Origin of the sequence: Neoaquamicrobium sediminum (genome assembly GCF_040970315.1) — a bacterium.
Lineage (GTDB): Bacteria > Pseudomonadota > Alphaproteobacteria > Rhizobiales > Rhizobiaceae > Aerobium > Aerobium sediminum.
In genome coordinates this window covers 628,320-642,386 of record NZ_JAZHFV010000002.1, presented here as the reverse complement: position 1 = coordinate 642,386, position 14,067 = coordinate 628,320, and the positions used below count along the sequence as shown (strand labels likewise).

Annotated in this window: 13 protein-coding genes; 4 read left to right on the top strand and 9 right to left on the bottom strand. The window is 65.2% G+C overall.

Features of this window, described 5'->3' with window-relative positions; all coding sequences use genetic code 11:
* Positions 1-16 precede the first annotated feature (16 nt).
* Entirely contained in the window at positions 17-490 is a 474-nt protein-coding gene (locus V1479_RS08385) for an RT0821/Lpp0805 family surface protein (protein ID WP_368802509.1), read from the bottom strand.
* 41 nt (positions 491-531) lie between these two features.
* Between V1479_RS08385 and pdxH the strand changes: the two genes are divergently transcribed.
* Complete coding sequence (gene pdxH, locus V1479_RS08380) at positions 532-1,146, top strand: pyridoxamine 5'-phosphate oxidase (RefSeq protein WP_368802508.1); 615 nt, start codon at positions 532-534, stop codon at positions 1,144-1,146.
* A 42-nt stretch (positions 1,147-1,188) separates the two neighbouring features.
* Here the strand turns inward: pdxH and V1479_RS08375 are convergent, their stop codons facing one another.
* The 3 genes from V1479_RS08375 to purD all read right to left on the bottom strand — a co-directional run bounded on the left by V1479_RS08375 (position 1,189) and on the right by purD (position 5,199).
* Positions 1,189-1,941, bottom strand: coding sequence for a crotonase/enoyl-CoA hydratase family protein (locus tag V1479_RS08375; protein ID WP_368802507.1), 753 nt, complete (start codon positions 1,939-1,941; stop codon positions 1,189-1,191).
* 10 nt (positions 1,942-1,951) lie between these two features.
* On the bottom strand, positions 1,952-3,727 hold the full coding sequence (locus tag V1479_RS08370; protein ID WP_368802506.1) for an acyl-CoA dehydrogenase family protein: 1,776 nt from the start codon (positions 3,725-3,727) through the stop codon (positions 1,952-1,954).
* A gap of 185 nt (positions 3,728-3,912) precedes the next feature.
* Positions 3,913-5,199: a phosphoribosylamine--glycine ligase gene (gene purD / locus V1479_RS08365; RefSeq protein WP_368802505.1), complete on the bottom strand. Its 1,287-nt coding sequence runs from the start codon at positions 5,197-5,199 to the stop codon at positions 3,913-3,915.
* Positions 5,200-5,351: 152 nt separating this feature from the next.
* On the opposite strand from purD, the gene ubiA reads away from it, so the two are divergent.
* Positions 5,352-6,335, top strand: coding sequence for a 4-hydroxybenzoate octaprenyltransferase (gene ubiA, locus V1479_RS08360; RefSeq protein ID WP_368802504.1), 984 nt, complete (start codon positions 5,352-5,354; stop codon positions 6,333-6,335).
* On the opposite strand, the gene V1479_RS08355 is transcribed toward ubiA, so the two are convergent.
* The 4 genes from V1479_RS08355 to V1479_RS08340 all read right to left on the bottom strand — a co-directional run bounded on the left by V1479_RS08355 (position 6,319) and on the right by V1479_RS08340 (position 10,734).
* The gene (locus tag V1479_RS08355) at positions 6,319-7,467 is read right to left on the bottom strand and encodes an NAD(P)-binding domain-containing protein (RefSeq protein WP_368802503.1); all 1,149 of its coding nucleotides are present in this window, start codon (positions 7,465-7,467) and stop codon (positions 6,319-6,321) included. The two genes, ubiA and V1479_RS08355, sit on opposite strands and share 17 nt — an antisense overlap.
* 96 nt (positions 7,468-7,563) lie before the next feature.
* Positions 7,564-8,127, bottom strand: coding sequence for a DUF6101 family protein (locus V1479_RS08350; RefSeq protein WP_368802502.1), 564 nt, complete (start codon positions 8,125-8,127; stop codon positions 7,564-7,566).
* Between the two features lie 202 nt (positions 8,128-8,329).
* The gene (locus V1479_RS08345; protein ID WP_368802501.1) at positions 8,330-9,760 is read right to left on the bottom strand and encodes an FAD-binding oxidoreductase; all 1,431 of its coding nucleotides are present in this window, start codon (positions 9,758-9,760) and stop codon (positions 8,330-8,332) included.
* 17 nt (positions 9,761-9,777) lie between these two features.
* Positions 9,778-10,734, bottom strand: coding sequence for an L-threonylcarbamoyladenylate synthase (locus V1479_RS08340; protein WP_368802500.1), 957 nt, complete (start codon positions 10,732-10,734; stop codon positions 9,778-9,780).
* A 164-nt stretch (positions 10,735-10,898) separates the two neighbouring features.
* Here V1479_RS08340 and V1479_RS08335 point away from each other — a divergent pair, with 164 nt between their 5' ends.
* Together V1479_RS08335 and V1479_RS08330 are read left to right on the top strand one after the other, a co-directional pair.
* Positions 10,899-11,288, top strand: a complete 390-nt coding sequence (locus V1479_RS08335; RefSeq protein WP_368802499.1) for a hypothetical protein — start codon at positions 10,899-10,901, stop codon at positions 11,286-11,288.
* 60 nt (positions 11,289-11,348) lie between these two features.
* A complete protein-coding gene (locus V1479_RS08330) occupies positions 11,349-11,777 on the top strand; it encodes a hypothetical protein (RefSeq protein ID WP_368802498.1) in 429 nt (142 codons plus the stop codon).
* Here V1479_RS08330 and glyS read toward each other — a convergent pair.
* Positions 11,774-13,954, bottom strand: a complete 2,181-nt coding sequence (glyS, locus tag V1479_RS08325) for a glycine--tRNA ligase subunit beta (protein WP_368802497.1) — start codon at positions 13,952-13,954, stop codon at positions 11,774-11,776. The genes V1479_RS08330 and glyS overlap by 4 nt on opposite strands.
* Between the last annotated feature and the right edge of the window lie 113 nt (positions 13,955-14,067).

The window sequence follows — 14,067 nt, the reverse complement described above, 5'->3', positions numbered from 1 at the left end:
TGCAGCATTTCCAGCGCTAATCGACAGGGACGAAGGATTTCATCACCCAAAGCTTCGCTGATCCAAGGCAGGTTTCGCCGCGATAGAGGCGGACACCGTCGAAGCTCTCGCGGGAGGCGGTGAAGGCGCGGCAGAGATAACCGCTGTCGCGGCTTTCGGTGATGGCGCTGATCGCTCCGCGAGAACCGGTCTCGGCATTGGCCCATCCGATACCCTCCGCGCTCAACTCCTCGACGAGGGCGGACGAGACGGCGTTGCGAATGGTCATTTCATCCGAGGTCGCGGCCGCATCGCTGGCCGGTGCCGCTGAATCACGGAAGATGGATCCGGTGACGATCGAACGGTCCGGCACGGCATCGTCGATGGAAAAGCCTCTGGCGCCACACCCCGAAAGCGCGACAACGGCAAGCAGCACAAGCGCCCCGCGTGCGCTGAGCCAACGGAAAACCTGCCTGTCCCATCCAGCGAAAGGTTGCGCCGGGCGCGCCAATGGGCATTCTCCCGTCTATCCCAATACGTCAGGACAGGATTATGACCGAGACAGGGTTAACGGACGGTGATTTCACCCAGAGCGCCGAGCCCTACGCGCTTTTTGCCCGCTGGCTCAACGACGCCACCGCGGCCGAGCCGAACGATCCCAACGCGCTGGCGCTGGCGACGGTCGATCCCGATGGGCTGCCGAATGTGCGCATGGTGCTGCTGAAGGGTTTCGATGAAGGCGGTTTCGTCTTCTACACAAACTATGAAAGCACCAAAGGCCGGGAAATCCTCGCCTCGATGAAGGCGGCCATGTGCTTCCACTGGAAAAGCCTGCGCAGGCAGGTGCGGGTGCGCGGGCCGGTGGAGAAGGTCACCGCCGCCGAAGCCGACGCTTATTTTGCAACGCGTGCGCGTGGCAGTCGGATCGGTGCATGGGCTTCGGCACAGTCACGGCCGTTGGAAAGTCGCTTTGCGCTCGAAAAAGCGGTGGCCGAATATACGGCGCGCTACGCGATCGGCGAGATTCCGCGGCCTGCCCACTGGTCAGGCTTCAGGATCAAACCGGTGTCGATCGAGTTCTGGCACGACCGCCCGTTCCGCCTGCACGACCGCGTCCTGTTCGAAGCCGAAGGCGACGGCTGGAAGAAGACGCGGCTTTATCCGTGAGATGGCTTCGCAACCCTGTCGTCCCGAGAGAATGGATCGGCGTCAGTTCTTCTTCCGGTTCATGAAGGCGACGAAGGCGTTTCGCGCCTCGTCGGACTTCAGCCGGGCTCTGAAATGCGCGCCCTCCTCCTTGATGCGGGCAACCAGCGCCTCGCGGTCGCCGAGCATGAGGTCACGTGCGATCTTCAGCGCTTCCGGCGGCTTTTCCGCGATACGCTCGGCGGCTTCGAGGGCCGCGGCCTCAAGCTTTTGTTCGGAAACGACCTCGTAGATGAGGCCGGCAGCCTTTGCTCGGTCAGCCGAAAAGCCTTCGCCGAGACCCAGCAACGCGAAAGCCTGCTGACGTCCGAGCACGGCGGGTGCGAGCAGGCTGGAGCCGGCTTCGGGCACCAGACCAAGATCGACGAACGGCGTGCGGAACTCAGTGCGCGGCGTGGCGATGGTGAGATCGCAGTGAAGATTGATGGTGGTGCCTATACCGACGGCAATGCCGTCGACGCCCGACACGATCGGCTTCTGCGATTTCGCGAGCGCCAGCAGGAAGTCGTAGACCTCCATACCCCCGTCGCCGCCTGTCGCGACGGCCATGAAATCCGCCAGGTCGTTGCCGGACGAGAAAGCGCCGGGAACGCCGAGGATCAGATGGACGCGCACCTGCGGGTCCTTATCGGCGGCCGTCAGTCCCGCAGCCATTGCCGCATACATGTCGCGGGTGATGGCGTTTTTCTTGTCCGGGCGATTCATGCGGATGATCTGAACCGCGCCCTTGCGCTCGATTTCGATATGCTGGCTCATCGCAATCTCCTCAGGACGCCAGCGCGGCGTCGGCGGACACCAGGCTTTCAGCGCCGGCGATCACACGCCGCTTGAGAGCCGAGGCCTCATCGACCAGGTTTTCGGCAAAGAAACGGGCCAGCACCACGCGAGCCTTGTCTTCGCCAGCAAGAGCGCCACGCACGAGATACGCGCCGCCCGCCGCAAGCGCGAACAGCCTGAGATACGGCGTCGCGCCGGCCAGCGCTTCCTCCTGCCGACCATCCGCGAGCGCGCGCTGGAGGAAATCGGTGGCCTCGGCGAGGTCGTCGAGCGCGGCATTGCACCGTTCCGCCGTCGCACCGAAACCGTCGGCGTTGGACTTGCGCAGGGCCTCGATGTCGGCGCGCAACTCACCGATATAGCCCTTTACGTGCTCCCCGCCGGACAACGGTAGCTTGCGGGTGACGAGGTCGATGGCCTGGATGCCGTTGGTGCCTTCGTAGATCGGAGCGATGCGTGCGTCGCGCAGCAGGGCAGCCGCACCGGTCTCCTCGATATAGCCCATGCCGCCATGCACCTGCACGCCGATCGAGGCAACATCAACCCCGACATCGGTGGCAAAAGCTTTGGCAACCGGGGTCAGCAGGTTTGCGCGTTCCTGCCAGTGGCGGGCATCGTCGCCCTCGCCGGTGCGGGCCATGTCGAGCGCATGCGCGCATGAGTACGCGATCGAGCGCGCGACCTGGGTCAGCGCCTTCATGGTCAGCAGATTGCGCTTGACGTCGGCGTGGTGGACGATCGGCGCCATCCCCTCGCCGTCGAAGCCGGCCGCCTTGCCCTGACGGCGATCCTGCGCATAGGCAAGCGCCTGCTGGCGTGCGGCTTCCGCAATGGCCACACCCTGCATGGCGACCGCAAGGCGGGCGTTGTTCATCATCGTGAACATGCAGGCGAGACCCTTGTTCTCCTCGCCGATCAGCCAGCCGATCGCGCCGGGCTCGCGATCCTTCGCGAAGCCATCGCCATAGATCATCGTACAGGTCGGGGAGGCGTGAATGCCGAGCTTGTGCTCTATCGAGGCGCAGAACGCGTCGTTGCGCGCGCCCAGCGAGCCATCCTCGTTGACGAAGAACTTAGGCACGAGAAACAGCGAGATGCCCCGGGTGCCCGCAGGTGCATCGGGAAGGCGCGCGAGCACAAGATGCACGATATTGTCGGTGAAATCGTGCTCGCCATAGGTGATGAATATCTTTTGGCCGAAGATACGGTAGGTGCCGTCGCCAACCGGCTCGGCGCGTGAACGCAGAGCGGCGAGGTCGGAGCCAGCCTGCGGCTCCGTCAGGTTCATCGTGCCCATCCACTCGCCGGAGACGAGCTTTTCAAGATAGGTCGCCTTGAGCTCGTCCGAGCCGTGTTTGTCCAGCGCCTCGACAGCGCCCATGGTGAGCGTGGGGCCAATTGCGAAGGCCATCGATCCCGAGTTCCACATCTCAAGCGCTGCAACCGACAGCATCTGCGGCAGGCCCTGGCCACCGAAATCCTCCGGGCCGGTGAGCGCGTTCCAGCCACCTTCCGTCCAGCGGCGGTAAAGGTCTTTCCAGCCGGGCGGCGTGGTGACCGCCGCATCCTTGAGCACCGCGCCGTGCTCGTCGCCGATCTTGCGCAAGGGCGTGACCTCGTCTGTCGCGAAACGACCGGCTTCTCCCAGGATGGCGTCGACGAGGTCTTCCGACAGATCGCCCAACCGGCCCGCGTCCAGCGCGGCGCGAAGGCCGGCAACATGCTTGAGGGTGTGAGCGATCTCGTCTACGGGCGCGCGATACATCCGTGTTTCTCCTCCTGCTGCATCCCGGAACCCTGCCTGCATGGCAGCCGCTCCGTCCATCCTTTTTCAACGCCGAGTGCTATTTCCTTTTTACGTAAACGTCAAACGTTGGCACTCCACGAGATAGCATCTGAAAGGATCGACCCCGGAACGACGTGACTTCAACGGCAGGTCTGATGACGGCGTCAGCCCTTTGCGGCTTCGCGCTCGACCGCGCGCCAGCCAATATCCCGGCGGCAGAAGCCTTCGGGCCAGTCAATGAGGTCCACCGTTTCATAGGCTCTCCGCTGAGCCTGGGAAACGGTCTCGCCCAAGGCGGTAACGTTCAGCACCCGGCCGCCTGCGGCCAGAAGGCGGTCGCCGTCAAGCCGGGTCCCTGCATGGAAGACCTTGGCTACGCCGTCATCGCCCACCGCATCGGCGACGCCAACGATCTGGCTGCCCTTTTCCGGTGCTGCCGGATAGCCCTTCGCGGCAAGCACGACCGTCAGCGCCGCATCATCGCGCCAGCGCACCGAAAGGTGGCCGAGCTGGCCATCGACGGCGGCGTTCATGAGCACCAGAAGATCGTCCTTGAGGCGCATCATCAGCACCTGGCATTCGGGATCACCGAACCGGACATTGTATTCGATGAGCTTGGGGCCGTCCGGCCCGATCATCAGACCGACAAACAGCACCCCCACGAAAGGCGTCCCCATTTCGGCCATGCCAATCATGGTCGGCCGCACGATTTCGGCCATGACGCGCTCGACCATGTCGTCGGAAAGGATTGGCGCGGGCGAATAGGCTCCCATGCCGCCGGTGTTGGGGCCGGTGTCGCCCTCGCCTACCCGTTTGTGATCCTGCGCGGTTCCGAAGGGCAGCGCATTCTGGCCATCGCAGAGGCAGAAGAAGCTCGCCTCCTCGCCCTCCAGGAATTCTTCGACCACCACCTCCGCGCCGGCCTCGCCGAACGCGCCCTCGAAACACTGGTCGATGGCATCGAGCGCTTCTTCCAGCGTCATCGCGACGGTGACGCCCTTTCCGGCCGCGAGGCCATCGGCCTTGACCACGATGGGTGCGCCCACCGATCGGGCATAGGCCTTGGCCTTGGGCGCATTGTTGAAGCGGCCGTAAGCGGCCGTTGGGATGTTGTAACGGGCGCAGAAATCCTTGGTGAAACCCTTGGATCCCTCGAGGCGCGCGGCATCGGCGGAAGGCCCGAAGACGCGGATGCCGGCGCTGGCGAGATCATCGGCGAGGCCAGCGACCAAGGGCGCTTCTGGGCCCACGACGACGAGGTCGATCCGGTTATCGCGGGCGAAAGCCACGATTGCCGCATGGTCCGCAATATCGAGGGGCACGCATTCGGCTTCTTCCGATATACCGGGGTTGCCGGGCGCCGCGTACAGCTTCGTCAAAAGGGGCGAGGCCGCGATCTTCCACGCCAGCGCATGTTCGCGCCCGCCCGATCCGATCAGAAGTACGTTCATGGCGGCGATTCCCTGTTGTCCCTTCGGATGCGCTTCCCGGTAGGGCGACAGCGGGCGCGGGTCAAGACAAGTCAGGCGTTCGCCCCACCAGCCCCGCCTTGCGACATTGCCGCGCCTTGACGGCGGCGGCGGCCCCTGCCACTGCACGGGGCATGGAAGAGATCCAGTCGAAACAGAGCCAGGGCCGCGTCGCCGACGCGCCGTCAGGCCATTGGGTCTACCGCGCGCTGCCGCGCGGCATGTGGCCCTATGCGCAGCTCGCGCGCTGGGACAGGCCGATCGGCTGGTGGCTGCTGATGTGGCCGTGCTGGTGGTCTGCGGCGATGGCAGCCGCCGCTCATGCGCAGCCGGGCGACAGCATCGCCAACGTGCTTCCCTCACCGTGGCACCTTTTCCTGTTCCTGGCCGGTGCGATCGCGATGCGCGGCGCGGGTTGCACCTATAACGACATCGTCGACACCGATATCGACGAGCAGGTCGCGCGCACCCGCTCACGGCCGCTGCCATCCGGCAAGGTCTCACGCGCGCAGGCATGGGCCTTCCTGATCGCGCAAAGCCTCGTCGGGCTCGTGGTGCTCCTGCAGTTCAACGGCTTCGCGATCCTCGTCGGCATCGCATCGCTTGCGACGGTGGCGATCTATCCGTTCATGAAGCGCTTCACCGACTGGCCGCAACTCTTCCTCGGCCTTGCTTTCTCCTGGGGCGCGTTGATGGGCTGGGCGGCGCATTTCGGCTCGCTGGAGCTGGCACCGCTGCTACTCTATTTCGGCTCCATCCTGTGGGTGATCGGATACGACACGCTATATGCCCACCAGGACAAGGAAGACGACGCGCTGGTGGGTGTTCGTTCCACCGCACGGCTTTTCGGCGACAGGACCAAGCAATGGCTGGTCGCGCTTTATGGCGGCGCGCTGCTGTTCTTCGTGGTCGCCTTCGCCAATGCCGCCGTGCCGATGCCGGCGCTGGCCGGGCTGGTCGCGGCGGCAGCGCACATGGCGCGGCAGATCAAGGTCCTCGACATCGACAATCCGGAGCAGTGCCTGAAGCTGTTTCACTCCAACAAGATCGTCGGCTGGCTGATCTTCCTTGGCCTGATGGGTGGCGGCGTCTGGGCGACGATCAGCCCGAGCTTCTGATCTCCGCAGGCGACATTTCAAGATATTGCGTCAACTCGGGGGCAGCAGCCCCGCCTGCCCGGTTCGCCCCGATGGTCGAAGCGGACGGGCCGTAGCCGACCAGGTGGATGCGCGGATCGCGCGCGACCTGCGTGGCGAGCCTGCCGGTCATGGTGATGCCGCCGCCTTCCTCACGCAATTGCAGCGGCGCAAGATGGTCCAGCGACGAACGGAAACCGGTGCACCACAGGATGACGTCGGCGCGCTGTTCCGTTCCATCCGCCCAGCGGATGCCCGTCTCGGTGATCTCGGAGAACATCGGCAACCTGTTTAGCGCACCTCGCTCGCGCATGGCGCGGACGGCGGGTGTGAGCGGCAGACTGCCGGTGTTCGAGGCCACGGAACCGGGCGGCAAGCCCTGGCGAACTCTGTCCTCGACCATCGCGACGATGCGCCGGCCGAACTCTTCGGTGAACGGCCCTTCGCGGAATTGCGGCTCGCGCCGCGTGACCCAGGTGGTCGTGGTTGCCTGCGAAATCTCGTCGAGCAACTGGATGGCTGAAATGCCGCCGCCGACCACGACGACATGCTGACCGCGGAACGCGTCGGCGGTGCGATAGTCCCTCGTATGCAGTTGCCGGCCGCGAAAGCTGTCAGCACCCGGATATTCTGGAATATAGGGCGTTTCCCACGTCCCGGTCGCGTTGACGATGCCGCGTGCGGAGAAAGCGCCGGCGTCGGTTTCGACGCGCAGCCGCTCGCCCCGGTCGCAGACGACGCTAACCTTCACCGGCCGGTGGACGCGGAGATCGTAGCGTTCTTCGTAGGCCGCGTAGTAGCGCGGCACTGCCACGGAGGCCTGCACGGTTTCGCTTTCGGTGCCGACGATCTCGTCGAAACGCATGCCCGGCAGGTCGTGCACGCGATTGACGGTAGCAAGCGTGAGCGACGGCCAGCGGAACTGCCATGCGCCGCCGGGCGCCGGTGCCCGGTCGAGCACCACGAAATCGCGGTCGGGAGCGAAGCCCAGCCGGTGAAGATGATAGGCAGAAGAGAGCCCTGCCTGCCCTGCCCCGATGACGACGAGGTCGACCTTGACCGCGAACCGCGCGGCGGAGGATTGGGATTCAGGCGCGGACTGTTCGATTGTCATGAAGATTGCGACAGTGAGATGGGACGAAGCGGCGGACCCCGAATGTAGGGTGTCGCGCCGCTCGTCTCAATTCGCCGAACAACAGGCCGGTGCGGCCTATTTGCGGGCGATGATCTCCTCGCCGTTGACCACCAGCCGCAGGCCTAGAGTGCCGGTGCGGCGGCGCGCCAGGAAACGCGGACGGCGATGCATCGAGACGCGGCCCTTCCGGCGCTCGATCGGCTGTCCCTTCTTCACGAGGCCGACCGATTCCTCGAGCGTGCGGGCGACGCCATCGGCTTCCACCAGCAGCATCGGCAGACCGTAGGCTTCGGACCAGGCGCGCCAGTCGGCGGCGACATCGTCGAGGTTGTGGGCGACCAGCAGCGGCACGGACAGCATCGGGTCGCTGTGCATGAGTTCGAGCGTCACCGTAACATTGCCGTCGCCATCCTCAATGGCGCGCGCGGCGACACCGCGAAATGCCTTGGCCGGCAAGACGATGGACATCGGCAGGCGGCTGTTTTCCAGCACACGGCGCAGGCTCACGCCGCGGCGGTCGATGGTGAAGGTAACGTCGCCGAGATCGTCGCGCGCCGCATAGCTCACGGCCTGCGGCAGACGGAACGGGTCGAGCCGCAGGTCGCTGCCAGCCCAGACGGGTTTCAACCGGGTGTTCATGGTTGCACTGCCTTCCTGTCTCTCCTGAGAGCCGGTTTTCCGGTCTCCCGCGGGCGGGTTATCCCGCCTCGTTATGTGTGTGAGACTAGGCGCCGGCCCGTTCCGACCGGCTTAAGAAGCAGGGTTAAGGTTTCGTCGCCTTGGAGGATGGTTATCGCTTTGCAACCACGCGCAACGGCCCGTAAACCGGGGTGAACAAAGGCTAAATCACCTTGCCCGGGTTCATGATGCCAGCCGGGTCGAAGGCGGCCTTGACGCGCCGCATCAGGTCGATGGCGACCGGCGGGGCAGTGGCGATCAGCTCGTCGCGCTTCATGCGGCCGATGCCGTGCTCGGCCGAGATCGAACCGTCGAACGCGCGCACGACGTCATGGACCGCATCATTGATCGGGCGGTAGAGCGCCAGGAACGCATCCTTGTCGCCGCCCACGGGCTGGGAAATGTTGTAGTGCAGGTTGCCGTCGCCCATGTGGCCGAAGCAGACCATGCGCGCGCCGGGCTCCACGGCCAGCACCGCCTGCCATGCGGCATCGATGAAATCGGGGATGGAAGCAACCGGCACGGAAATGTCGTGCTTGATGGAGCCGCCTTCCGGTCGCTGCGCGTCGGACATCGATTCCCGGATCCTCCAGAAAGATTCCGCCTGCGCAAGGCTTGCCGCGATCACCGCGTCGGAAACGGTTCCGGCCTCGAAGCCTTCCGACAAGATTTCCTCGATCAGGGCGCGCGCATCTTCCGCCGAGCGGCCGGATGAGATTTCGAGCATGACATGCCACGGATGGGGCGAAGACAGCGGGGCAACCGAACCCGGAATGTGCTTGAGCACGAAGGCGAGCGGCGCATCGACGATCAGCTCGAACGCGGTGAGGCTGGCGCCGGCGCGCTCCGAGGCAAGCGTGAAAAGGGCGAGCGCATCCTTCGGGCTTTGCAGGCCGACCCACGCCACCTCCCTGCCCTTGGGCTTGGGAAACAGCTTCATCACCGCCGCCGTGATGACACCAAGCGTGCCCTCGGCGCCGACGAACAGGTTCTTCAGGTCGTAGCCGGTATTGTCCTTCTTTAGCTTGCGCAGGTCATCGAACACCTCGCCGGTGGGCAGCACCACCTCGACGCCGAGGCAGAGTTCGCGCGTGTTGCCATAAGCCAGAACCCCGGTGCCGCCGGCATTGGATGAGAGGTTGCCGCCGATCTGAGCGGTGCCCTGCGAGCCCAGCGAGAGCGGAAAGAGCCTGTCGAGTTCGTCTGCCTTGTCGCGCAGTGTCTGCAACACCACACCGGCCTCTACCGTGATGGTGTTCGATGCAAGGTCGACCTCACGGATGCGGTTCAGTCGCGACAGCGACAGGACGATCTCGCCGCCGCCAATGTCGGGCGATTGCCCGCCGACCAGCCCGGTATTGCCGCCTTGCGGCACAACGGGGGTGCCGGTTTCGGTGGCGAGCCGCATGATCGCGCTCACCTCCTCCACGCTGCCCGGCCGCAGCACAAGCGCGGTTGCGCCCGGCCAGAGGCCGCGCCGCTCGGTCACGTAGGGCGCGATGTCGGCGGGATCGCGAAGCGCGTGGCTTTCGCCGACGATCGCCGCGAAGCGGTCGAGAACCGCAGGATCGGGGAAATGCTGCTCGGTCGGCATCACGCTCAACTCATCATTCAGGAACGCGGCGCGGCTGCGCGGCGCAGCCGATCGTTGATCGCCTCGCACAGCCCGTCCTCGGGGATCGGCTCAACGGCGATGGTCGCGGCACCCGAGCGGTCGAGCGCCTGCAGGTCTGCATAAAGATTGGCGGCAGCCTCGCGCATGTGTCCCTTCTCCGAAAGGTTCAGCATCGCCACTGCCTTATCCGCGCCGGGGATGCGGTTCGGGCCATAGGCCAGCAGCGCCTCACCCTCGCGCAGCTCGGTGGCGTCGAGCCGCACCGCGGCGTTCGGCGCGTAATGGGACGCCAGCATGCCGGGCGCCTCGATGCCCTTGCCGCCGCCGCGTACCACGTCGACGCCGATGGCGTTGCGGATCTCGCCCGCCGTGACGCCACCCGGCCGCAACATGTAGACCGCCTGGGGGGTGACTTTGAGGATCGTCGATTCCACGCCGACATGCGTCGGCCCGCCATCAGCGATCAGCTTGATCCTGTCGCCCAGATCGTCTTCCACCGCCTGCGCCGTGGTGGCGCTGATGCGTCCCGAAGAATTGGCCGACGGGGCGGCAAGCGGATGCCGCAGCTCGTCGATCACCTCGCGGGCGAATTCGCGCGGCATGCGCAGGGCTACCGTATCGAGCCCGGCCGTGACCAGCGGATGTATGCCGTGACCCTCGCGCAAGGGCAGGACGAGCGTCAGCGGGCCCGGCCAGAAGCCGGCAACCAGCCGCAGCGAAATGTCATCGAAAACGGCAATCTTCTGCGCCATCGCCATGTCGCTGACATGCACGATCAGCGGATTGAAGCGCGGTCTGCCCTTGACCTCGAAGATGCGGGCGACCGCCTCGCCATTGGTCGCGTCGGCAGCGAGGCCGTAGACGGTCTCGGTGGGAAGCGCGACCACGTCGCCGGCTTCCAGAAGGTCGAGTGCAGGATCGAAGGCTTCCTCGAGCGGCAGTATCCGGGCCAAGAGCGCTCCCCGCAGCGTTGGTTTGATGGAGCCGATTGCCTACCCCGCCCGGGACCACGCGACAAGTGCCGTTGCGTCACCGATTTGTTAATCCCCGGTCGGTACGGTGCCCGCCGTCCGTGTTGCGCCTGTTCGGTGCCGGCGGCAAGCAAGGCGGGTTGGGTATGTTTGCGTTTCGAGTTCCTGTCGGGTCATTCCTGCGTGTTTCATTGATCCTTGCCGCGACGGCCGGCACCAGTGCTGCGGATTCACTCATCGAATTGCCGGAGGTGGAGCCGGCCGCGCTTCCCTCGTTCATCGCGCACTTAGACCCGGAAGCGACGCCGATCGAGGCCCTGGAGGCAGAGACGCCTTCACTGCAGGACAATGGCGAGGCCCCTCTGGCAATCAGCACCTCGGTCATGGCCTTCGGCGCAGACGCCATTCCCGTCTCGTCAGACGAGGTCGCCTCCATCACGGCCGATGAAGCGCCTGCTCCTGAGGATGTGGCCGACGCGATGCCGCTGGCGATTCGCGGGACCGACGGCCATGGACTTGTCTCTCTCGTCGACTAGTATCGCGGTCGTTTGACGAGGGCCATCTCGCTGGCCACCATTTCAGCCGGCGGAGGCAACGTGATCGAACTGACCGTCAATTTCGTCTTCAAGTTCCTGCACATATTGGGCCTGATGCTGGGCGCGGCCGCCGGCTTCGGTGCCATGGTCGTCGCGCGGCAGGCCCGGCGGGCCGGTGCGCCCTCGCCCGATCTTGCCGCCCTTCGGTCCGTCTTCTCGACTATGGCTCTGACCGGAATCACGCTTCTTTGGCTGAGCGGGCTGGGGCTGTGGATGTTCCGCTACGACTTCGTCGATCTCGGCGCCGCCTATTCGTTGAAGCTGTTGACGGCGCTGGTGCTGCTGGGCGTGATCCTTGCGATCGACCGCATCAATGCGCGTGCGGCGAAGACGGGCACGCCGCCGCCCGCCTGGCTGCCGAAGCTCGGCATGACGACGCCGGTGCTGACGCTGGTCGCGATGGCACTCGGCGTGTGGGTGTTTATTTAGCCCGCGATCTTCGAGAAATCGGCGACCTGGCCGGTCGCCTCACGGATGCGGGCGAGCAGCGCCAGCCGGTTGGCCCGCACCGCCTCGTCCTCATCGTTCACGAGAACCGCTTCAAAGAATGAATCAACTGGTTCACGCAGTGCGCTAAGTGCAAGCATGGCAGCGGAAAAGTCTTGTTTCTGAATCGCTTCGCCCGCGTTCTTCTCAGCCTGATTCACCGCATCGAACAGCTTTTTCTCGGCTGGCTCGCGCAACAGGGCGGGATCGACGGCGTCGGCCACGGTGGTGCCCTTCTTCTCTTCGGCAGCCAGAATGTTCGCCGCACGCTTGGTGCCGGCGAGCAGGTTCTTGCCATCGTCGGAATCGAGGAAGATGCCGAGTGCCGCGACACGGCTTGTGACGAGGAGAAGGTCGTCGGCTTCCGGAGAGATCACCGCGTCGATGAGGTCGTGCCCCGCGCCCTTGTCGCGGAGATAGACTTTCAGGCGATCGTGGAAGAAGGAGAGGAGGTCGTCCGCTGCCGAAGAATCGAACCCGCCGATATCCTGCAAATCCAAAAGCCCAGTGTCCACGGCATGGACGGCGACCCGCTCTCGCAGCGCCACCCTCACCCCATTTTCAACCACGATCCTGATAACGCCCAGCGCCGCTCGCCTGAGCGCATACGGGTCCTTGGAACCGGTGGGCTTTTCGTCGATGGCCCAGAAGCCGACCAGCGTGTCGAGCTTGTCGGCCAGCGCCACCGCTACCGAGACCGGATCGGTCGGGACGACGTCGGACGGCCCCTGCGGGCGGTAGTGTTCCTCAAGCGCTGCGGCGACGGAAGCATCCTCGCCCTGCAACAGCGCATATTTGCGGCCCATCGCGCCCTGTAATTCGGGAAACTCACCGACGACTTCGGTCTGGAGATCGGCCTTGGCAAGTACCGCCGCGCGGTCGGCCAGATCGGGATCGGCGCCGACCAGCGGTGCCAGTTCGCGCGCGAGCCTGCGGATGCGCTCCACGCGCTCGCCTTGCGTGCCGAGCTTGGCATGGAAGGTGACGCCGAGATGGTCGAGCCGTGCCATGCGCTGGTCGAGCGGCTTCCTGAGATCGAGCCCGAATTTTGCGGCCGAAGCCTCCAGCGTGGCTAGGTCCGGCAGGTCGGCCTGGTCGGTCTTCCAGAAATGGACCGCGTCCGACAGGCGCGCCCGCACGACCTTGCCGTTGCCGTGGGCGATCTCCACGCCGCCATCCTTCGCTTCGATGTTGGAAACGAGCACGAAGCGGTTGGACAGCCTGTCACCATCGCCCTGCGGACGCGTGACGAAGCACTTCTGGTTGGCGCGGATGGTGAGCCGGATGACCTCCGGCGGAATGTCGAGAAAGGCCTGCTCGAACTCGCCCATCAGCACCACCGGCCATTCGACGAGACCTGAGACCTCTTCCAGCAGGCCCTCATCGTCGACCAGTTCGAGCCCTGCGGCGAATGCGAGGTTCTTCGCGTCGTCGAGGATGATGCTCTTGCGCCGCTCGGCGTCGAGCACGACCTTTGCGGCCTCCAGCTTGGAGACATAATCGTCGAAGCGGCGCACGATGATCTCACCCGGTGCATGGAAGCGATGGCCGTAGGTGACGTTGCCGGCGCGGATGCCGTCGACCTCAAAATCGACCACCACCGGCTCCTCGGTCTCAGGCCCGAAGGTGCAGAGGATCGATTGCAGCGGGCGCACCCAGCGCAGCGAGCCGGGCTTCGCCGAGGCAGCACCCCAACGCATCGATTTCGGCCACGGGAAGCTCCGAACGATGCCGGGCATCAGGTCCGCGATGATCTCCTCGGCCGGACGGCCCGGCCGCTCGATCACCGCGACGTAGAATTCGCCCTTCTTCGGGTCGGACTGGATCTGCGCCTCCTCGACGGAGGAAAGCCCGGCGGAGCGTAGAAAGCCCTGGACAGCCTGCTCGGGCGCTTTGGTCGACGGGCCCTTGCGCTCCTCGCGCACATCCTTCGATCGCGCCGTCAGGCCACGAATGTCGAGCGTCAGCCGGCGCGGCGTCCAGTACTCCGTCGCCGCCTCATAGGTAAGACCGGCATCGACCAGACCGTCGGTGACCATCTTCTTCAGGTCGCCAGCAGCCTTGCGCTGCATGCGGGCGGGGATTTCCTCGGAGCGAAGTTCGAGAAGCAGATCAGGCATCGGTGCTCTCCATGCCGCATGCCTTCTGTTTGCACGTCCTCGCGCCTGCGGCGCTGCGGGCGCGCGGGCGGGCCGGGATTTCCTCGGAGCGGAGTTCAAGAAGAAGATCAGGC

Coding starts and splice junctions, on each gene's coding strand:
- pdxH (WP_368802508.1), top strand. CDS start 532: ATGACCGAGACAGGGTTAACGGACGGTGATTTCACCCAGAGCGCCGAG.
- V1479_RS08375 (WP_368802507.1), bottom strand. CDS start 1,941: ATGAGCCAGCATATCGAAATCGAGCGCAAGGGCGCGGTTCAGATCATC.
- V1479_RS08370 (WP_368802506.1), bottom strand. CDS start 3,727: ATGTATCGCGCGCCCGTAGACGAGATCGCTCACACCCTCAAGCATGTT.
- purD (WP_368802505.1), bottom strand. CDS start 5,199: ATGAACGTACTTCTGATCGGATCGGGCGGGCGCGAACATGCGCTGGCG.
- ubiA (WP_368802504.1), top strand. CDS start 5,352: ATGGAAGAGATCCAGTCGAAACAGAGCCAGGGCCGCGTCGCCGACGCG.
- V1479_RS08355 (WP_368802503.1), bottom strand. CDS start 7,467: ATGACAATCGAACAGTCCGCGCCTGAATCCCAATCCTCCGCCGCGCGG.
- V1479_RS08350 (WP_368802502.1), bottom strand. CDS start 8,127: ATGAACACCCGGTTGAAACCCGTCTGGGCTGGCAGCGACCTGCGGCTC.
- V1479_RS08345 (WP_368802501.1), bottom strand. CDS start 9,760: ATGCCGACCGAGCAGCATTTCCCCGATCCTGCGGTTCTCGACCGCTTC.
- V1479_RS08335 (WP_368802499.1), top strand. CDS start 10,899: ATGTTTGCGTTTCGAGTTCCTGTCGGGTCATTCCTGCGTGTTTCATTG.
- glyS (WP_368802497.1), bottom strand. CDS start 13,954: ATGCCTGATCTGCTTCTCGAACTTCGCTCCGAGGAAATCCCCGCCCGC.